Consider the following 20,328-nt stretch of genomic DNA (forward strand, 5'->3'; position numbering starts at 1 on the left):
TTGTTAAAAACGTTACATTAAAAACGACAGCGAATGAATATATTCGCTGTGGACCATTGAATTTAGTAGAGAGACAACAAATTTATTTATGGATAGCAGAAGAGATTTTATCAAGAAGGCTTCGTTGTTAGCGGGTGTTTTTGGTTTACAAAATGCCATGCCTGATGCGATACATCGTGCATTGGCGATTGAACCTATAACAGGAAGTACCTTTTTAGATGCCGAACATATTGTCTTATTAATGCAAGAGAATCGTTCTTTTGATCATAGTTTTGGAACCCTTCGCGGGGTTAGGGGATTTAATGATCCACGGGCGATTAAATTGTCTAGCGGTAATCCCGTATGGTTGCAGTCGTCGGCTGCAGGTAAGACCTATTCGCCGTTTCGACTGGATATCAAAAACTCCAATGCTGCGTGGACCGGAAATTTACCACATTCCTGGGAAAACCAGATGGCAGCCCGTAATGAGGGAAAACACGATAATTGGATCGAAGCAAAACGGCCAGGAGGAAAGGTTCTGAAAGAGATTCCGCTAACAATGGGTTATTATACACGTGAAGATATACCTTTTTATTATGCATTGGCTGATGCCTTTACGATCTGCGATCAGCACTTCTGTTCGTCTATCACAGGTACAACAACCAATAGGCATTTCTTCTGGACTGGAACCTGTGTGCCACATAAAGGGGCGAAGCCATTGGTGCGGAATTCCGATATCTATTTTAACCGTTGGGCACATTGGAAGACTTTTCCTGAACGCCTGGAAGAAGCGGGGATCTCCTGGAAAGTCTACCAAAATGAGGTCAGCATAGAAAGTGGCTTAGACGGCGAGGATTTGTTGGGTAATTTTACAGACAATAATTTAGAATGGTTTGCGCAATATCATATTGAATTAAAGAAAAGCCATCTTGGTTTTATGCGGAAACGTGTCGCGGAATTACCAGCGGAGATTCAAGAACTTGAGAAAGCATTAGCTAATAATAGCTCCGAGAGTGTCCAGAAAACACAGAATAAACTCAAGCAGAAGCAGGAACAGCTGAATAGCTACCAAAAACATTTGGCACGCCTTACGGAGCATGCTTTTCAGCAGCTTCCCGAAGAGCAGCGTGCTTTGCATGAACGTGCATTTCAAACGAATGAGGGGGACCCCTTCTATCGGGAGACAAGCGTTGTGACACATGAGGGTGAAAAAATTACCGTTCCTAAGGGCGATGTACTCCACCAATTTAGACATGATGTGAAGTCAGGGAAACTGCCAGCAGTGTCGTGGCTTGTAGCACCACAAAGCTTTTCAGATCATCCGAGTGCACCTATGTATGGCGCTTGGTATGTATCGGAGCTATTGAATATTTTGACAGAAAATCCGGAAATCTGGAAGAAGACCATTTTTATTCTGAACTATGATGAGAATGATGGTTACTTTGATCATATTCCTCCTTTTGTAGCACCTAACCCCGCAGACAGCCGTTCTGGAAAAACTTCTCCGGAATTAGATTATAGTGGTGAATATGTGAGTTTAGCACAGGAGCTTGCCGATGGTGAAGAAAAAGATAATGCAACGGAAGGCCCAGTGGGGCTTGGTTACCGCGTCCCTTTGATTGTGGCTTCGCCTTGGTCAAAAGGCGGTTGGGTCAATTCGGAGATCTGCGATATCACGTCGACGATTCAATTTATGGAGCATTTTTTCGAGAAAAAGTTGGGTAAGCAGGTAAAAGAGGAAAATATAAGCTCTTGGCGTCGAGCTATTACAGGTGACTTGACATCGATATTTCGGAAAGCTGAGGGATCGAATGCTGTTGATTTGCCTTTCCTTGATCGGAATCAGCAGATCTATGCGATTGATCAGGCGAAATCGAAACCACTACCCAATAATTTTCACGTTTGGTCGAAAGAGGATGCCGCAGCATTACGGTCTAAGGGGCATTCCACTTTACTGGCGAGACAGGAGAAAGGTCAAAAAAATTCTAGCGCGTTAGCCTATGAGCTCTATGCTAAAGAGTCATTTGCTAAAGAAGACAACCGAATTCATTTAACATTAGAAGCGGGCAATAAGGTGTTTGGTGATAAATCGCTCAGTAGCCCTTTTAATGTCTATAGTGGACCAAGTTATAAAGAAGGGGTTAAATTTTGGCCTTTTGCAGTTGTTGCTGGTCAGAATCTGAGCTTTGACTGGAATCTGGCTGACTTTAAAGATGGGCATTACGATCTAACCGTATATGGCCCAAATGGGTTTATGCGGGGATTTAAAGGACATGAGGAACCATTGACTGTTCGTGCAACTTATGAAATCGGGAGGAAAGGGCACTTAACGGGTAATCTTGTTTTGGAGATTCAAAATCATGGTAAAAAATCATTCCGTCTACATGCGGAGGATAATGCTTATAGTACATGGAAGAAATCCATTGTACTTGCTGCCGGGAAATCTACGAAGTGGATTGTGGAATCTCATAAAATCCATGGGTGGTATGATATTACGGTACATGCTGAGAATACCAAATTTGTACGCCAGTTTGCAGGACGTGTGGAAACGGGCAATCATTCGAAAACTGATCCACAATTGGGATGAACGTAATTCGTTAATTATTTAATAACGTTAGATGATAGATGTGCTGTCTTTATAATGGAAGATCCCAGTTTTATTTCAACTGGGATCTTTTTGCATAGGTAGGTTGTAATTCGGTTTTTATTTTTTACTCCATTCTTCAAGCAAAGCTTTCAATTTAGGGTCGCTTGGCCTTGGACTATCTGCAGAGATTAAGTTTCCAGATTTGTCGATGAGGATATAACGTGGAATGGTATTGACTTTGTAAGCGTCGGATAAAGTATTTCCTGATCCGGCATGTAGTTGGATACCTTTTAAGTTTTTTTCCTTGACGTAGGCTTCCCATTTTGGTTTGTCTTGGTCTACGGATACGCCTACAAAAGCGACCTGTTTTCCTATGAATTCTTCGTTCAATTTTTCCCAGTGAGGTTCTTCTGCACGGCATGGACCACACCAGGTTGCCCACATATCGATTAAAACAACTTTACCTTTTAAGTCCGCAAGGCTAATTTTTTGACCGCTGATATTCGGATAGCTAAACTGAAATGCAGGTACACCAGTTTTTGTTTCAACAAGCTTAGCTTCAACAATCTTTGCACGTTCAATCTGCTCAGGTAAAGTAAAGTATTTTCTATAGGTATTATTCATTTCCTGAAAGTCGCTGTAAGAACGTGCTCCTTCCAGACGTTGTAGCACATATTGTCCTTTAAGCACATCTGGACCTATCGCGGCAACCTGTTGATCAAATGTCGGTTTCGTTGCCAAGTCTAACTTCCTGTACAGCATATTACTCATAAAGCGATCGCCATAAGGAAATTTAAGTAGCTCAGTTGTGAGAAAGCGATCGGCATTGAATTGTGTATAATAATCGCTCATTTCTTCTTTGCTTGGGTGCGCTGTACGAGGCATGTATAAATAAGAGATCGCATAATAGGCAAAATCGTAATCTACGATTTCGGGAAAAAACTTGTCGAAGTTAGCGTTTCCAGTGTTAATGGATTTTTTTATTCCAGTGAGTTTTTCTTTAAACTGTTCTACTTCAGGAAAGAAATCGACGTAAGTACTCATTCCACCTGGCGTTGTTCCCTTATCGCGGAAACTTTTTGATTGTTTATCCCATGTATAAAGCGCTTCGTTTTCGGGGCTGTTTTTGCCCGTAAGTTCATAATCGCTTGAGGTCAATTTTAGGTTTAGGTCCTCATTTCCTTTGAAATAGAAGCGAAATAATCCTTGTTGATTTTGTGCGGTTCCGCTACCGATCGAATATAGACCCTCGTACTCGGGTGTGAAACGGAATCCAAATCGGCCAGCAGCATCCGGAATAGCTGTTGCGATTTCTTTTAGCCGTCCATTAAGTACTTTGAATAGGCCTACGCGTTTTACTTTAATAGGATCTGTGGTACCGGTGACATTGCTTGGTTGTTGCGCCAGTGCTGCAAAAGTTGAAATAAATGTGGTCAATAATAAAATGGTTTTTCTGATCATGATTGTGTGGGTTTAACTGATATTAAATGGAATAATTTTCTTGATATCTCTCGCTTGAAATAAGTCTGGATTCTTTTTGTCTATGGCAGCTTTCAAGGCAAGTATTTCTTTTTTTAGTGTGGAATGACTGGAGTCAGACAGATCAGCGTTTAAAAGTGTTTGCACAGATTTTGTCGCGTTTTTAAAGTCTTTTAGATAGTAATAAAGTAAGGTCAAGCGGTAGTTATCGATGGCATCTAGTTGCTGCATACTTTGCTGTTGCTGGTATTCGGATAATATTTTATTTAGTATTTTAGGCTCCTTTGCTTGGTCTATGATGACTTGTCCCAATGCGTTGCTTCTAAGATCCCAAGTCGTATAAAGATTGAATTGCGTGATCAATTTCAAATAGGTACTGGCATCTTTGGAGCTTGTGTAATAATTGGAGATAAACGCGGGTAAGAAGGTATCCCATAATTTGTCATTAAAAGTTGGACGAATATACGTGAGCATGCTTTCTAAGCTGTCCAGCTGTTGCTTAGAACCATATTGTTTGCTTTTCTTTGATGCCATTGCTGAAATTTTATTCCGAAGTAGATTACTACCATACATCTTGATGAGTTGAGGTAGGTGTGTGTAAACCCAATCGTTGTATTTCGGGAATGAGGAAACGCTATTGGCTAAAAATGCTGTTTCGCCGAAAAGGTCTTTTTGTTGATCCAGATAGCCTTCTAATTCTGCAAAATCGTGCTTCTCACCGGTCTTGATAAATCGCTCACTATAGGCCGCTGGATACTCATTTTCCAGACTGTTATTAAAGGCTAGAAATAATTCGGATTTTTTGCGTTGAACGGCTTCTTTCAACAAGGGGACAAATCGGTCTACCCCAAAGAACCCTGATTCGGTCAATAGCGTTTTTCCATCTGGATTTACAATAACATAAGTTGGGAAACCGGGGGCACCGTATTTTCGGGCCAGCCTTTTGCCATCCACCTCCTTCATCACGTCGGTTTTGTAGAGAATATAATTGGCTTTGAGTTCACTGACCACAGCAGGGTCTGGGAATACTTGTTTATCCATTTCCGCACAGGGCATGCATCCGACAAAGTAAAGGTCAATAAGGATAAGTTTGTTCTCTTTTTTTGCCAGCGCTTGACATTCGGCATAAGTTCCTTGAACTATTTTTTCCTGCGCATGCAACAGGCATGACAAGAGCAGACCACAACAGGTTGTGACCATATAAAAGATATTTTTTTTCATCTAATCTGTGTTTTGGGCGATTGTATATTTAGGGCCTCTCAGTTGTTAAATTGTAAGTGTTTTATTGTCCGCAACAGTAATGACAATGGGCTGTTCCTTTGCTTTTAGTCTTATTTCTTCAATCAGCATCGGTTTTTTCTTAAGTTGATCTTCGGTGTAATTGTCGATCCTTTGAATTATGGTTCCTGCTTTTAAGCCATCGGGGTTTTCAAGGGCACCTATTATTCCTAAAGCTTTCAGTCGACCAACATTGTCCCATCCAAATTGATAGTTTTTTACCAGAAAGTCTTGCGGGGCGATATGTAGCTTATTCGGCGAAAAATGGACCTCATTATCTGCTAGATTGATTGTGATATTGTATCTGCTGAGGAGGCGGACGCCTATGGATCCGTCAAATCCTGGCTTCCATTGCTCGTTTGCGGAACTACCTCCCATTAATGTAATGGGTAAACCTTTTACGGCGGGTAGTAGTGAAATCGCAAATTGATAACTGTTTCCGGAGAAAGTCGGTGAAGAGACGCCCATGCTTACGGTTGCTGCCTGAGCTTCGGGCTTAAATCCACTGACAAGTAACTTATTTTGGCGTACAAAGGGACGGAAACAGATCAGATCATAGGATGCTCCGGTATCGAAAACAAAATGTCCGGTATACGTTTTGCCTTGTATGATTTCAAGTTGGCCGGGAAGAATCATTACTCCAGCGGGCATTGTAATCGGAACGGTAGTTCCTTTGTCTTTATATTGAAAATCTCCAAAATCATACAGCGAAATTAAGTTTTTGTCGTAATCGATGTGGGTAATAAATTGACGAATTAATGTATTACCAATGATACCATCACCTTCTTTACCCATTTCTGGGAATATCGCAATACCCTGTCCGTTTAATTTTAAGGTATCTAATAGAATGCTGTTATTGTCTGACACTTGAATTTTGGTATTGCCACCAACCACAGAAGCATTATTCTCTCTTGTAACCTTTAGGCCAATAGCATCGGCTAATTGCTGATTTACAGCCATGCCGTCCGCACCTGTATCAAACAGTAAGCGTAATGGTTTTTCGTAGCCATTGATTTTGACCTGGAGATAGATGGATCCATTTTTGTTTTCGAAAGGAATAGTTGCCCGTAATTGTGCTTTTTCCTTACGTTGCATGCCATAAAGTTGGTCAAATAAGGAAAGCCGTACTAACCTGCCGGATTTATCGAGTAAGGCCTCAGTATTTCGCTTTTTATCTGTCTCAGCTGTAACGTTTAATTGTAAGAGTGTTCCCTTTGCTGTCTTTTTTTCTGTTATAACCTCAATTTTTGAAACGGGGTAATTTTTGATAATCTGGTTTAACCGAAACTTGGCGCCAGCATCGGTGTGTCCTGCTATGGAGAAATTTGGAGCCAGTTCAGCAACAATTAATGTGGTGTCTTTCTGTTGGAAAGTTTGGAACAGTTTTTCTCCGAATATGTTTTTGGCTTGGGCATGACAATAGGATCCTGCCAATACATATAACCCGAGCAAAAATGACCTTTTAATCTGAAGATATTGCATAAAATCGTTTATAATCGCTTTCATTCCCCGATGTTCATTGGCTTAGGGGAAGGTTTAATCTGTTTAGTATAATACAATGACTATTTATTTATCGACCAAGCTCGTAATCCACTTCGGGCTGAAGCTTGTTGAAATTCATACTATTCCCTCGAATTAATTAAGGATGAGAATAGTATGAAGTAACGTATAGTTAGAATATTAGCGTTCGCGATAAGTTAAATTTTTGAGTCGGCCAAAACCTGTATAGGATTTATCCAGCACAATATTTGCGTTCAGCCCCGGGACGGTATAAATATTTAAGCTCCCTTCGGTACCGTCTGACTTTTTAGGGTCATAAAATCCTACCATAAGTTTATTTCCACTGGTATATTTTGTGGAATTCTTGAATTCATAAAAATTCAGATAGCTTACTTTTTTATCTCCTAGATCGACCATCAATTTGGAAGTTTTATAAGTCATATCGTATTCATAAATTTTACCTCCAGCACTATAAAACAGGTAGCCAAATTCAGGATTGAATGCAAAGAATTCTGCTTTATCGATGTCTGTGCCGGTGATTTCATTATAGTAAGTCTGTGCCGTGCTGACAGCGTTGAACCTTGCGAGGTATTTTTTTGACCCATTAGGCTCTTTTAGGATAGCGAAGATCTCACCACCGTTGTATGCTATCCAACGCATGTATACCATATCCAGTCCTGTTTTAAAACTGAATAACTTGAGATCCTTGTCCGGGTCGATAAGTGTGGTACAAGTTGAAGCAGTAGATACATGGCGCACAAATCTTCGATTGGTTTTATCATATAATGTAACCGGATTGGAAACATCCGTATGTCTTCCTCCTATAAAAGGAGCTACCTCAAAACTTTTTTCTTCAGCTGCGATGTAATTGATCGGGGATGAGTAGAATATATTCAATGCCCGATCATAAAAGTAAGCGTTTCCACCACCTATTAAATAGGAAGATGAACCATTTCTTTGTTGGATGACGTCGGCATAAAATCCGGCCGGAATTGTACCAATCATTTCATAAGATAGCCCCATGGTATTTGTCCATTTAAAGGTGTTGGGATCTACTTTTGTTGTTCCGGTGGTTGTACCAAAATACAGCCCATAACTGATCTTGTCTGGTCCGAGTAATAATCCTGTCGAATAGGTATAGGTCATAACAGGTTTGCCGGTTAATTTCAGCTCAGATCCGGTATAGGCTAAAACATCATTGTACAAGTCAAAAATATTGTTGGAATTTAATACGAGCATATCAACTCTGGCCTTTCCATTGGCTTCGTTCATCATAATCCAACCTTCGTTGATTTCGTTGACGACTTTGAGTTTGAATGGACGTGTATATTTTATTCCTGTCTGTTTTTCTGTCACTGAAAAATAGGCTTGATAGCTTCCCGCAGTAAGATTTATTTTAATATTCAGATCTTTTTCTTCACTTAATGAGAATATCGTCTGGCCTCCGAGGCCGTTGGAACCGATATAAGTCCACTGGTACTGATAATTATCTTCAATAAATTTGCTGTCTTCTGTGAATTGGATTTTAGGCGTCAACTGGAGGTCTTTACCGACAAGAGCAGTGACTTCGTTGGGTAGTTCTGCAATCGTATCCAATTCATTTATTTGAACATAATTATAATTTCCAAGATCTTTTTTACAGCCCCCCAAGAACATACATGTCATCAAGAGGCTAATGATCGAATATGAGATATTTAATGTCATTTTTTTCGTTTTAAGTTTGTAGGCTATTGAGCAGCACTCCCCATACTCATTGGTTGGCCGTCTTCGTCCAAGATAAGGTTGCCAGCCGCCTTTTGTTCATTCAGATACCGCTGCATAAATTTGCCATAGGCTAATGTTTCAGCAATTGAGATATTGGTATCCATATACTGGGGGTCGACATTCAGTACTTCCACCATTAAGTTGAGCTTTTTACGCGAAAAGGTTCCGAGATAGAAGTCCAGCCAACGGGTTGGCTTTTTTATTATATCATTGATAAACCATCTATAATTGATGAAATTCAGTCTTTGGCCTGTAGTTTGGTTCGTCACCTTATACTGCATGTCGACCGAGAAGCTTTCATTTTCAAGAAGGTCAAAGCTGAGCAGGAAATTTTGGTCTTTCATGTCAGAAGTTCGCATAAATCTGAGCCATATGGTATCCCGAAGTTGATTCTTTTTGATCGAAAAATCCTTGTTGATGATTTCGTAGTGTTTGCCCTCAATTGCAGTAGATGATGCATTTGGGACGATTTTATACGGTCGGTCGTTATCTGCTACGTTTCCTATGGTGGCAATGACCATATGCACAAGGGAGTCGACTATTGCCTCTTTGGTCAGACTGAAAGAGATCAGGGTAGAATCTTTAAGGACCTCAGAGGAATAGGCGAGGGGCCGGGCCGTTTCATTAAAATAAATGGTTGGCTTTCCTTCATACTTGTGAAGTTCTTTCTCACATGAACTGAGACAAGTAATAGCTGCGAGAGCTAATAATAAGTAGCATATATTTTTCATGTGTAGCATTTTATTGTCTATAAATTGATTCAGAATCTGGCAAAGGAACGTTATAATTTATCGTTACGTTACCACTTGTCGAAGAGCCATTGGCTACAGAGGTTACGTTCCTTCGTTTGTAATAATAAAAAAGCTGGCCTTCTCCGAAAAGGTCCTTCTGATACTCTTTTTGAAGTTCGGTCGAGATGTTTACCGTCGTTGTCAAGGGCAGTAAGCCTCTGTTGGAACGCACAATATTCAGCAAGGTTATTCCGTCGGCAGCATTGGGCTCGCATTCGGCAGCGATGTAATAGATTTCGCTTATTTTGAGCAAAGGAATGCTGAAACGAAAAGTTCTGGTTTTGTCTACGACATCGGCATATTTAAGAAACGTTTTATAAGGTTTGGAGCCATTGGATGGCATCTGCCAGTTCAGATTATACCTGTAATCATTTTCATTGTTTTCGTATACGGTAGCTAGCCGACTTGGTGTAGGTGCTAATATTTGCCTGTCACTAAGAGATGGATCGAACCAATTCAGATAGCGATTGTATAGCTGGGAATTCATCACGCCAAATAGCATTTCTGATGAAAATACGCGATCGGGATTTTGCTTTTCAACCAAAGCATTGGCAGAAGTTGTCCAAGGAAACTTGCCGCTTATAGCGATCACCTCTTTGGCCGTGGTTAAAGCATTGGCTTTGTCGCCACGATAGAGGTATACCCGTGCTTTGAGACCTTTTATGGCATAATAATTAAGGCGGTAGTTTCTGTTATTGCTTAGAAAGTCAACTAAGTCTTCTGGTTGGGCAATATTTACACCAGTCGTGATGATGGGATCGTTTTGCAGTAAAGTTTCAGCAAGATTTAAATCAGCCATTACATTATCTATAAAATCATTGGCTGGTAATAAAGGATTTACTTCGGTTTTCGTGTTTCTATAATAGGGCAAACTCTGTTTTGTAGAATCTACAGTTGAGTAGCGAGGGCCATATAGCCGTAATAGATCGAAATGCAGGAATGCGCGCATGGCGATTGCTTCGCCTCTATAAACGTTTTCTGTGGATTGATCAACAACACCTTTGTATTTGTCGAGATTTTCCAAGAAGACATTAATATTTAGGATCGTCGCATAAGCGGTCGACCAGATATCTTCCATACGGTCGACAGTTGGTTTATCTTTGTAGGCGTAAGTTGACGTCTTATATTGGTTATGTTCAGTACTGATATTATAGCGCTGACCAAGGATTTCGATGGTAGAAAGTGTGAGATTATCTCCATATAACTGGTTTGCTGCGAGATCCAAATAGATTCCATTGAGCACGGATCTGATACCATTTTTGGTACTGTATAATTGAGATTCTGAGACCTTGTCTTCCGGTTGAACATCCAGGAATTTTTTACAGGAGAAAAAAGAGACAGTTGTCAGCAGAATTAGGAGTATTTTAATAGTGCGTTTCATAAGTCAATAATTAAAATGATGCTCTGAAAGAGAAGGCAAATGTTCTGGCATAAGGGTAGGATATGCCACGCTCTCTTCTGACGGTGGAGAAATATAGGAAGTCATTTGCCATCAGGTTGACAGATAATGCTTTTAGCCTCATGCTCTCCAGCCAAGGACCTTTGTCAAAGAGATAGCCAATGTTTAAGGTTTCACTACTGAGCGTATTGAGTGATTGGACAAATCGTGATGATATCGGTGTCGTTGCCGTTTGGGAAATCGCTTTAAATTGCGCAATATCCCCTGGGTTTTGCCAGCGGTCGTATAAGGCACGTTTGTCCTGGTTGTTTACAATGTTGGTAAAGTTGATATTCTCCACTTTGTCAAATAATGCTGTATTGAAGATATCACCACCTAATCTATAGCGTAGGCCCAGTCCGAATGTAAATCCTTTAATCCGGAGGTTCGTGGAAATTACGCCCTCCACCTTGGGTGCTGTATTACCGACATTGGCTACATCAGCAGCGTTATAATCAAATGTATATTGCCCATCTTTAGTCAAGAAAACTTCTTTTCCGGTGGTTGGATCAATTCCCAGGGATTGGGTCGCCCAAATGGCTTCAGCGCTATTTCCATCTATATATCTGATTAAAGATTTGGATGTTTCCTGCTGCTTGTTAAGGGTTCGCAGGATGTCGCCAAATCCACCGTATTGGCTTTTGTAACTTGCTGCTGTAAGGCCAATATTCCAAGTGATACCTTTTTCAAGGTTATAGATCGGATAAATTGTTAGCTTAGTCTCTAATCCTTTATAGGTCAGGTTGCCGATATTATAAGGATAGGAAAATACGCCAGTTGAGGACGGTAAGTCTACGGGAACTATTAATGGATCTGTTTTCTTGTTGTACGCATTGATATAACCTGTAAAACGATTGTTGAATAGGCTGAAATCTAAAGAGGTACTTATCTGTTGTGTCTTTTGGGGTTCTAGATTGGGATTGCCCAGCATATTAAGAGTTACGCCCTGACCGAACTGATTGTAATTTGTACTCGTATAATTGTATAGCGAAATTGAGCTGATATTAGCAAAATTCTGATTACCTGTGATACCCACATTTCCTGTTAGTCGTAAAGAGTTTATCCAAGGCATTTTTTTTGCGAATGCTTCTTTGTGGATATTCCAGCCTAAACCGACGGCATAATAAGGAGAGAATTGCTTGTTACTGCCATAAGCCGTTGAGCCATCCAATCTGTATACAACATCAAACAGGTAGCGGTTATCATAAGAATAATTTGCGCTTAATGTTGTATTAACCGTACGATATGTGCTACTGGATGCTACTGGAGCTCCGTCGAGTAAATAACTATAGGCAAAGCGCGGGTTGCCCGTGTTTCCTGCGGGAAATCCTTCAGCTACAGTTGTGTAGGCGTCATTTTTAGTTTCAGCGATTGTATTGCGCCAGTTAGCGTTTAATTGATGCTTCTGGGCAAAGGTTTTATAAAAGGTCAACATAAAATTTCCTTGATAGGAAAAATTGTTATTCCTACTGTCTGTATATCTTCCTTTCCGTAAGGTTGGTGTTTCAAAGAAATCACTCATCTCGGGCGACTTATAGATTTTACCTTCTGTTGTTCCCTTAGTCATTTGTAGCGCAGCATTCGCTCTTAGATAACCCGTAATGTCATAGTTGGCATTAAAGTTATTTTGTACTTCTAAGTTTTTGGATTTATTATATTGCGGCAGCATGGCATCATATAATGGGTTGGAAATATAGAAATCGACAGAAGAGTTGGATTTTCGACTAATTTCCAAAAAGGGGTTTTCCCAATTTTTTTCATAATATGGATTTGTATTTACCCAAGTAGAAAATAAGCCATATTGCGATTCGGTTGTCTTGTTGCCTCTGATATAGGTAATATTGTTAATATTTACCTTATTTTTTCGATAAGTTAGGTTGATACTACCGCTATAACTATCTCTTCCTGACCCAATCATGGCTCCTTTTCCTGTCCGATAGTTTAAGCCAAGATTGTAGATAAAGGTCTCGTCGCCGCCAGCTGCATTGATCGAGTTATTGGTCGAGAAACCATTTTGTAGTGGTTCACTTAACCAGTAACTGTCAACACCTTTCTTTACAAATGAAAGGTGTTGATTATATAGGCTATCGAGATAGACCTGTTGTGTGGGACCTGATGATGAGTTGTAACGTCCAGAGAGTCGCTCAAATTCCAATTTTTCAGTCGCATTCATCATATTGTATGCGGACAAATCGGGCATTTCAAACCTAAAGTCTTGGGTGTATGTAAACTGTAATTCGCCAGGTTTGGGTTTAATTGTTTCTATAACAACAACTCCGTTAGATGCCTGAGAGCCATATAATGCTGTTGATGCAGCATCTTTAAGTATGGTTACTGATGCGACGCGATTCATGTCAAGGTCAACAATAGTCTGTATTGTTGTTGGGAATCCATCCAATACAAATAGTGGCTGATTGGGATCAGCGCCGAATTGGTCCGTTAGCGTGGAACTAGGGATGCTGCTCTTGCCGCGAACTTCAATCACTGGCATGACGTTTGGATTTGATCCTGCCAAATTGTTTTCAATTTGCAAAAACGAAGGATCCAATGTCTTCAAACTTTGAATAATATTGTTGTTGCTCACTGCTTTTAATTCAGCACCAGAGAATTTTGTGGTTGTACCTGTAAAGCTGTCTTTATTTCTATTAATTCCTGTTCCTGTGACCACGACTTCTTCGATCACGTTGTCTTTCTTGCGAAGTTTGATAAACATTCCATTGATAGAAGAGATTGCTTTAATTTCCTGATTTTCGTAACCAATGAAGGAGACAATAAGCATTTCATTCAATGAAGTAATTGGCAGATTGAATACTCCATCCGTATTGGTTTTCACTGATTTTCTATCGTCATTTTTTTGGCGTATGGATGCCCCTTCAACGGGTTTTCCATTTTCATCAAGTACCTTTCCAGTAATGTATTGTTGCCGGATTTGGTTCAGGTTGCTGTTATTCGGGCTTTTTTTTCGCGCAGGTTTAATCACAACCGTATTATTAACAACCTCATAATCCAAACCATTTGGTTTAAGAATGGCATCTAAAGCTTGCTGAAGGGTGCCATTTTCGAGTTTAACACCCGTATCCTTGATCTTTTCGAGTACAACGTCTTTATAGAAAAAACTATAGCCAGACTGTTTTTCCAGTTGCTGGAAAACTTGCTTGATAGACAACTGATTTGAATTGATAGAGATGCGCTGCGCATTGGTAGTTCCGTGAAGCTGCATCAGACTGATGGTCAAAAGCGCCGAAACAATGTGAAAACGCAGTTTGTTTTTTCGGTTAAATACGGTGGGTAATTTGCTGTCATTACTGCTCTCCACAAAAGCCCGAGGCCAGGTGATGGCAGCTGAGTTTGCTGGAATTTGGACATGGTTATCCCATGGGACCGAAGGTTTGGCCTTCCTGTTGTTTTGCATTAGGTTAATGTTTTATAAGTTCAGTATTAATAATTTAGTTTTTCAGTAGGATTGTTTTTTGTTGATTTTTATTCTGTACGATATCGAAATTCAATCCAGCAGTTTGGAGGACGGTTAGGATTTCCTGCAAATTCATCTGCTTATTGATTTTTCCACTGAATCGTTCGTTTATTTCGGAGTCGTCAAGACGGACGTTGAGATCGTACCATCTTGCCAACTGTTGCATGATTTCATTTGCTGTGGCATTATGGAAGGTAAAGTAACCTTCACGCCAGGTTATATACTCGGCGGCATCCACATTTTTCTTACTGAGCGCAGTGCCTTTAAAATTCGCTTGCTGGTTGGGGGTCAAGAGTATTTTCTGCTGCTGATGTTGTACTTCAACTTTACCTTCAACAAGTGTTGTTTGCGTCGTAAGATCATTATCATAGGCATTGATATTGAAATGTGTACCCAAAACTTTGACTTGTTGATCGGTTGTTTTTACAATGAATGGTTGTTCCGGATTTTTGCTAACTTCAAAATAGGCTTCACCATGTAATTCAACTAAACGCTCTGGGCCTATGAATTTCGAAGGGTAGCTCAAGGAACTATTCGCATTCATCCATACTTTAGTTCCATCGGGAAGTACAATTTTAAATAATTGCCCTCGAGGTGTTAAAAGCGTATTTTGGACGATGTGATCTGCGTTATCGTTATAGATGAGTTCTCCGTTTTTGACTTCCTGTACCCCTTCAATTGCCCGGGTAGCTTGCCCTTGTTTATTGAGTATGACGACTTCTCCATCCTCAAAAGTAAGTTGTACATTTTCCTGTACTGGGCGGATCGTCGCTAATTGTTTAGGGCTTATTTTGTCGAAGATGGCATACTGGTAATAATAATAGCCCATGGCAAAACCAAGCGCGATGGTGATGGATGCCGCGATACGGACTCCATATTTATATTTTTGGCTAAATGTACGAGGCGCATATAATACCTGATCCCTGTTGAGACGCTGGAAGACACGGAGCTGACCTGCTTTCATGTCGCTGTCAGAAGGCATGTTGTTTGCCTCGGCTTCTTCAAACCATTTTTTCAAGGTGTCAAATTCAGCTTTATTTTCAAAGCCCAATAGATAGTTTTTGATTAGTTTTTGCAGCGAATTAGGTACTTTCATCTATTTTAATCTGTTTATTCATTAGTAAGCAGTCTCTTTAAGAGATTTATGCTGTCTTCGACTATTTCAGCTTTGATGGAGTTATCAGTGATATTCATTATCTGTATGACTTGAATACATCATGATGACTTCACAGGTCGTTTGGTTAGCCTTGTATAGATATAGTCATCGAAAAAACTGAAAGCACCTACGCTAAAATGAAAAAAAATTAAAAAAATGAGAGAAAGGTGTGGAAGTCTTTGGTAACTAGGCGTAAACGTTTGAGCGCTTTGTTTATTTGATTCTCAACAGTACTTTTTGATAGGCCGTATTCTAAGGCTATCTGGTTGATGGATTTGTGGTTGATGCGGCTTTCATTGAAAATAACTCGGCAACGTTCAGGAAGATTTTGTATTTCTTCTTGAATGAGGTCCAATAGATAGCGGTAATGTAAGCGATCTTCGATTGGCGCATCATCGAGGATGATATCTACTTTATCGATATCCACCCTATGCTGTTCGCTATTTTTATTGAAGTAGGAGAAGGTGAGGTAGCGTGCGCCAGTTTTGAGGTAGGATTCGATATTATTGATTTCTTGCAATCTACTTCGATTTTTCCAGATACTCAAGAATAGGTCATGAAGAATATCTTCCGTTGCTTCGGTATTTTTAGTTTTGGGGTAGACGTATTGGTATATAGTTTTCCAGAAATAATTGTATAGTGCATCGAATGCAGTTCGGTCGCCTTCTGCGATTTGTTTCAGCCAAAGTGCAATTGTACTATCCATTTTTAGATTCCAATTATGGCACAAATGTATCTAAAAAAAGATAGTTAAAAAAGGTTAGACCGAGAACTGCTTAAGATGAGTCCTGATCTAACCTTTTCTGTTGTAATCTACGAGATCAAAAAATGCATGTAAGGAAATCTCTGTTATTTACCTCACTGCGTATCGTCGCGATAGTTACAATTATGTTGGTATTCGTGTTATTTGCTATATTTCTGTTCTGTAAAGGCAGTATAAAAATAGTCGATAGAAGCTTGTACAGGTTTGTAAACAGTCCTATACTTGACCGTGCTCGGACTTACAATATTTTTTAAACTTGCAAAATCCTCATAGGGTGTAATGCGAACAGTTGTGGAATCTCCTGAATTGTTACGATAGGTGACCTCTGTAAATTGCATTGGATAAAATGTGCCCTGTCTGGGCAAATTGTTCTCTCGTGCCAATACCAAGAAATGCTCGCTGGCGTTCGCTTTGTCAAATTTTGAAAATGAACGATTTACAAGGGTACGTATATAACTCTGACCGTAAATAAACTGACTCGAGGCTACTGATCGAGAACTATCACCTTGACTGGTAAATGAATAAACGTTTGCCGTGTATGTTGCTTCCGAAAGTGCATCTAAGGTGATGAGTTTTATTTTACCATGTTCGCTGGCTTCTATCGGGTAATTTTTTACTTCTGCCATAGGTGAGAGGCTGCTCCTGAGATATACTCTCACACTATTCACTTTGGGGTCTGTCGTTACTTTAAAACGCAGTATTCCCCTTTGATTGCCCGGGATAATAGATAGCGAATCTACGCGACCCGGATAGTAAATTTCCCCATTTTTTAGGTATTCCCCATAATAATAGTCTGATGGCTTGCAACTGTAGGTTAAAAGAACAGTCCCCAATACGATCAGCATATAATTCAATATCTTTTTCATAATTTATCAGTCTACGTATTTTCCATATAATTTCAATTCCGATATCGCAACTGTGAGGGCATTACCTAAAGGTTGTTCTCGAACGCCGTTCCACGTACAGTTTACTTTTATGCGGAAATATTTGAATCCGCTCGGGTTATCCCAGTTGACTTCAAAATCTTCTCCCTTACGCGCATAGTCTTGATCCTCGCTATTCGCGTTAGTGCCAAAGGCTAGGCCGGATGGACGGACGCCTTCAAATGTTCCGAGTAATGTCCAAGAATCCCAAGAACCATCTTGTGCCGGTGAATTACTGCCATAAAGCTCGAATTCTTTTGGGTGTGTAGCTTGAAACAATAGCCCATAATTGTCGTTCCGACCCCAGAGTTTGACCCGACTTATTTGTGCCTTTTTACGGGCATCTAAAGTGAATTGAAATGGGATCGGAGCAGCCTTACCCCACCACTGCTTGTTTGTGATATAATAGGGTGATCCTTCAATCCCGTCAAATAGTGATACTTGCATTTCGGCACTTCCACCTTGTGCATTATAATTGCTGATGTAATCACCGTTTCTATTCATATCGCTATAGGCCGTGATACCGTTATAGATCAATAAATTGTTGATTTCATATTCTTCTTGTGGTGTTAAATTGCGACGAACGGTGTCTGATACGTTACCCCATTGATCGCGTATCACAATACCGTAGGTGGTTGCGATCGGTTGTTCTCCACGAACGCGAATAACACCTTCTTTGGATTTTGTATAGGTCTCGTTCAGGACATTCCAGCCGATCTCTTTGGTGGTCGGATTTTCCCCGTATTTGAATACACTTAAAATGATATTTGCGGCATCTTTATTTTCAAATTTGAGGTTCACTCCACCAAATGTGCTATAGAAAAAATCGTTAGATTTAAACGATTCGGCTAAAATAATATAATTGGGCTTTCCTGTCTTGATTTTAATAGTAACAGGATCAGATTCCACGTCACCAACCGCGACAGCAACAAGTTTAACTTCATGTTCACCGATTGCAGCATATCCTTGCACAGCAAGTTGATTATCGTATATGCTGGCCTTAGTGACCATTTCTTTCCCATTTTCCAATGTATATGTTGCCTTGACATAGCGTAAGTCTGCTGATGTTGGCAAATCGTAACTGATCTTTGCTCCCCCGGGAGCTTCTTCATAGGCAAGGTTCTTTAAGGTATTTGGTTTTTCTCCTTGCCTTGCTGCGGTAATGCCAATGTCTTCCTTGCAACTTGTCCATAGTAATGGAGTCATCAAAAGGATTGCTAGCATGATGGGAGCGATTTTATTTATTAAATTTTTCATGATGCAATAGTTGTAATTTAGACTACCATCCTGCACTTTGTACAAGATTTGGGTTACGTCTTCTTTCATTTAAGCTTAATGGCCAAAAGTAATCCCGATCCATAAATGACCGTGTATATAATAGTGTTGTCCGATAGTAAGAGCCTTCGGATGATTGATTGATATCCCATCCTAAAATTGGATTGTTTAGTTCCTTGACCGCATCTTTCCAACGGCGAAGATCCCAAAAACGTACACCTTCCAAAGCAAACTCATTTGTACGTTCACGTTTGATAATTTCACGCAGTCCATCTTTGGTTGTGGGTTTGTTTGGTGCAGAAGAGTAATTTTGCCATGATTCTACAACACCTTTAAGACCACTGCGCGCTCGGACGGCATCAATGTAGGAATAAGCCTCTGCTGAGGGACCATTTGCTTCGTTTAATGCTTCTGCGTAGTAAAGGTAGAGATTGGCTAAACGCATGATAGGGTGCCCAAATAACCGAGCTGTGTAGGCGTTACTTGCACCTACGGTACTCCGATAATTATAGTGTTTTTTTGACGCATATCCTGTCCAATTGAATCGTGTGGGGTCCACTTTTCCCGACGATCCCGAATATTTGAGATCAATATTGTAGGCATTTGCATCCGAACCGGCTTGCAACATAAAGACACGTCCGGCATCAAACATTAAGGTGCCATAAAATCTATTTTCCCGATTTAGATTCATCCGGGCTGTTTGTTTCCCGGCGACCAAATCATATTTATAAGCATCTGTGTTGGGAACTGTAATCAAATCGAATCTTGATGTATATGGATAAGTAATATCTTCCTCAATAGGTACACCATTGTTGGAATAGAATTTCTCCACAATATTTAAAGTCGCAGACATAAAGCCCAATAAAGTTCCGGACGTGGCGTTGGCTGTGTAGCGAGGAAGCATAAAATAACCTTGAATGGTTCCATTGGCGGTTGATTTGGTATCCAGCCATAATACTTCTGGATTATCTGTGTTTTCATTATAAGCCTCCCGGATATTCATTTGAAACTGTGTACTCACCTGTGGAGTGAATCCTCCCGTGGGCGTCCAGGTATGTAATTTTTTACCATGTTCGGTAGCAAAATCAATGGCCTCTTTACAGGCTCTCGCTGCCAATTGCCATTTTTCGGACGAATAACTGTGGTTGAATAGCTCCTTGCCATCGTTGTTTTTAATTGAAGCTTCTGTACCAACGTTTCCGTTGAAAAGTGGACTGGCGGCAAAAACCAATATCTCAGCCTTCATTGCTTTGGCGACGATTTTTGTAATGCGTCCTGTTTCACTGTTCACTGCAGTAACGTCATCCATTAAATTAGGGATGGATTCATCAATCATACTGATAATATAGTTGAAGCATTCATCGACGCTATTTCGAGGCAGCTGGGATGATCCTGGGCTGTCATAGATAGGGATATTCTTGTCTCTGATAGGTACAGGGCCGTACTGTTTCATTAAGAGAAAATGATAGTAGGCTTTCAAAAATTTGACTTCTGAGATCCACATCTGTTTTTCTTCGTCTGTCATATCCGGTACCGACATAATATTGTCGAGAAATGTATTGCAGTTTGTGATACCCACCCAAAGATTTGTTGCTCCATTGTTCCCGTCCCAAGCATTTAACAAGGGGTTGTCACCATTTTGGTTGCCCAAAGCAATTCTCCAATTGAAATACCCTGAATAGGTTGATTCGGAGTTTAGCCAGAATTCGTCGCCCGAAAGCCAGCCAGGGTTATTGGTCATTGAAAAGCTTTGCGGTAATTGACTATAACAGGTCACTAAATAACGTTCGGCCATTGTACGCATTGCGAATGCTTGGTCGAGTACAGGTGCATTATCTGGAACAACATCCAGAAACTTATTACAGGAGGTCGAAAGACCCACTAACAACCCTAACACGATTATACTTTTCTTAAATCTCATTT

General features: G+C 40.3%; 13 protein-coding genes. 1 reads left to right on the forward strand and 12 read right to left on the reverse strand.

The genetic code is table 11. From position 1 onward, the window contains the following. The first annotated feature begins 88 nt into the window (after positions 1 to 88). Positions 89 to 2,566 carry a phosphocholine-specific phospholipase C gene (locus tag B3P16_RS03385; RefSeq protein WP_286841427.1) on the forward strand — a complete coding sequence of 826 codons (2,478 nt, stop codon included), beginning with the start codon at positions 89 to 91 and terminating at the stop codon, positions 2,564 to 2,566. A gap of 117 nt (positions 2,567 to 2,683) precedes the next feature. Here B3P16_RS03385 and B3P16_RS03390 read toward each other — a convergent pair whose 3' ends face one another. From B3P16_RS03390 to B3P16_RS03445, 12 genes are all read right to left on the reverse strand, one after another. Further along, positions 2,684 to 4,027: a TlpA family protein disulfide reductase gene (locus B3P16_RS03390; protein ID WP_286770556.1), complete on the reverse strand. Its 1,344-nt coding sequence runs from the start codon at positions 4,025 to 4,027 to the stop codon at positions 2,684 to 2,686. A 12-nt stretch (positions 4,028 to 4,039) separates the two neighbouring features. Continuing rightward, positions 4,040 to 5,266, reverse strand: a complete 1,227-nt coding sequence (locus B3P16_RS03395) for a thioredoxin family protein (protein WP_286841429.1) — start codon at positions 5,264 to 5,266, stop codon at positions 4,040 to 4,042. Positions 5,267 to 5,311: 45 nt separating this feature from the next. Further along, on the reverse strand, positions 5,312 to 6,829 hold the full coding sequence (locus tag B3P16_RS03400) for a retropepsin-like aspartic protease (protein WP_286841431.1): 1,518 nt from the start codon (positions 6,827 to 6,829) through the stop codon (positions 5,312 to 5,314). Between the two features lie 174 nt (positions 6,830 to 7,003). Then, the gene (locus B3P16_RS03405) at positions 7,004 to 8,527 is read right to left on the reverse strand and encodes a PKD-like family lipoprotein (protein WP_286841433.1); all 1,524 of its coding nucleotides are present in this window, start codon (positions 8,525 to 8,527) and stop codon (positions 7,004 to 7,006) included. Between the two features lie 23 nt (positions 8,528 to 8,550). Beyond that, positions 8,551 to 9,318, reverse strand: coding sequence for a DUF4843 domain-containing protein (locus B3P16_RS03410; protein ID WP_286754726.1), 768 nt, complete (start codon positions 9,316 to 9,318; stop codon positions 8,551 to 8,553). Positions 9,319 to 9,328: 10 nt separating this feature from the next. Further along, on the reverse strand, positions 9,329 to 10,759 hold the full coding sequence (locus tag B3P16_RS03415; RefSeq protein ID WP_286841435.1) for a RagB/SusD family nutrient uptake outer membrane protein: 1,431 nt from the start codon (positions 10,757 to 10,759) through the stop codon (positions 9,329 to 9,331). Positions 10,760 to 10,769: 10 nt separating this feature from the next. Beyond that, entirely contained in the window at positions 10,770 to 14,228 is a 3,459-nt protein-coding gene (locus tag B3P16_RS03420) for a SusC/RagA family TonB-linked outer membrane protein (RefSeq protein ID WP_286841437.1), read from the reverse strand. Between the two features lie 34 nt (positions 14,229 to 14,262). Next, complete coding sequence (locus B3P16_RS03425) at positions 14,263 to 15,384, reverse strand: FecR family protein (RefSeq protein ID WP_286841439.1); 1,122 nt, start codon at positions 15,382 to 15,384, stop codon at positions 14,263 to 14,265. A gap of 208 nt (positions 15,385 to 15,592) precedes the next feature. After that, positions 15,593 to 16,150, reverse strand: a complete 558-nt coding sequence (locus tag B3P16_RS03430; protein WP_286841441.1) for an RNA polymerase sigma factor — start codon at positions 16,148 to 16,150, stop codon at positions 15,593 to 15,595. Positions 16,151 to 16,347: 197 nt separating this feature from the next. Next, on the reverse strand, positions 16,348 to 17,073 hold the full coding sequence (locus B3P16_RS03435) for a DUF4998 domain-containing protein (protein WP_286841443.1): 726 nt from the start codon (positions 17,071 to 17,073) through the stop codon (positions 16,348 to 16,350). Positions 17,074 to 17,079: 6 nt separating this feature from the next. After that, positions 17,080 to 18,387, reverse strand: coding sequence for a DUF5000 domain-containing lipoprotein (locus tag B3P16_RS03440; RefSeq protein ID WP_286754732.1), 1,308 nt, complete (start codon positions 18,385 to 18,387; stop codon positions 17,080 to 17,082). Between the two features lie 22 nt (positions 18,388 to 18,409). Further along, positions 18,410 to 20,326, reverse strand: a complete 1,917-nt coding sequence (locus B3P16_RS03445; protein WP_286841445.1) for a RagB/SusD family nutrient uptake outer membrane protein — start codon at positions 20,324 to 20,326, stop codon at positions 18,410 to 18,412. Positions 20,327 to 20,328: the final 2 nt, after the last annotated feature.

Source organism: Sphingobacterium sp. UBA7631, assembly GCF_002483935.1.
In the GTDB taxonomy this organism is placed as follows: Bacteria; Bacteroidota; Bacteroidia; order Sphingobacteriales; family Sphingobacteriaceae; genus Sphingobacterium; species Sphingobacterium multivorum.

Excerpts from the sequence above, each read along its gene's own strand:
- B3P16_RS03405 (WP_286841433.1), bottom strand. The coding sequence starts at position 8,527 with ATGACATTAAATATCTCATATTCGATCATTAGCCTCTTGATGACATGT.
- B3P16_RS03400 (WP_286841431.1), bottom strand. The coding sequence starts at position 6,829 with ATGAAAGCGATTATAAACGATTTTATGCAATATCTTCAGATTAAAAGG.
- B3P16_RS03410 (WP_286754726.1), bottom strand. The coding sequence starts at position 9,318 with ATGAAAAATATATGCTACTTATTATTAGCTCTCGCAGCTATTACTTGT.
- B3P16_RS03440 (WP_286754732.1), bottom strand. The coding sequence starts at position 18,387 with ATGAAAAATTTAATAAATAAAATCGCTCCCATCATGCTAGCAATCCTT.
- B3P16_RS03430 (WP_286841441.1), bottom strand. The coding sequence starts at position 16,150 with ATGGATAGTACAATTGCACTTTGGCTGAAACAAATCGCAGAAGGCGAC.
- B3P16_RS03390 (WP_286770556.1), bottom strand. The coding sequence starts at position 4,027 with ATGATCAGAAAAACCATTTTATTATTGACCACATTTATTTCAACTTTT.
- B3P16_RS03415 (WP_286841435.1), bottom strand. The coding sequence starts at position 10,759 with ATGAAACGCACTATTAAAATACTCCTAATTCTGCTGACAACTGTCTCT.
- B3P16_RS03395 (WP_286841429.1), bottom strand. The coding sequence starts at position 5,266 with ATGAAAAAAAATATCTTTTATATGGTCACAACCTGTTGTGGTCTGCTC.
- B3P16_RS03420 (WP_286841437.1), bottom strand. The coding sequence starts at position 14,228 with ATGCAAAACAACAGGAAGGCCAAACCTTCGGTCCCATGGGATAACCAT.
- B3P16_RS03445 (WP_286841445.1), bottom strand. The coding sequence starts at position 20,326 with ATGAGATTTAAGAAAAGTATAATCGTGTTAGGGTTGTTAGTGGGTCTT.
- B3P16_RS03385 (WP_286841427.1), top strand. The coding sequence starts at position 89 with ATGGATAGCAGAAGAGATTTTATCAAGAAGGCTTCGTTGTTAGCGGGT.
- B3P16_RS03425 (WP_286841439.1), bottom strand. The coding sequence starts at position 15,384 with ATGAAAGTACCTAATTCGCTGCAAAAACTAATCAAAAACTATCTATTG.
- B3P16_RS03435 (WP_286841443.1), bottom strand. The coding sequence starts at position 17,073 with ATGAAAAAGATATTGAATTATATGCTGATCGTATTGGGGACTGTTCTT.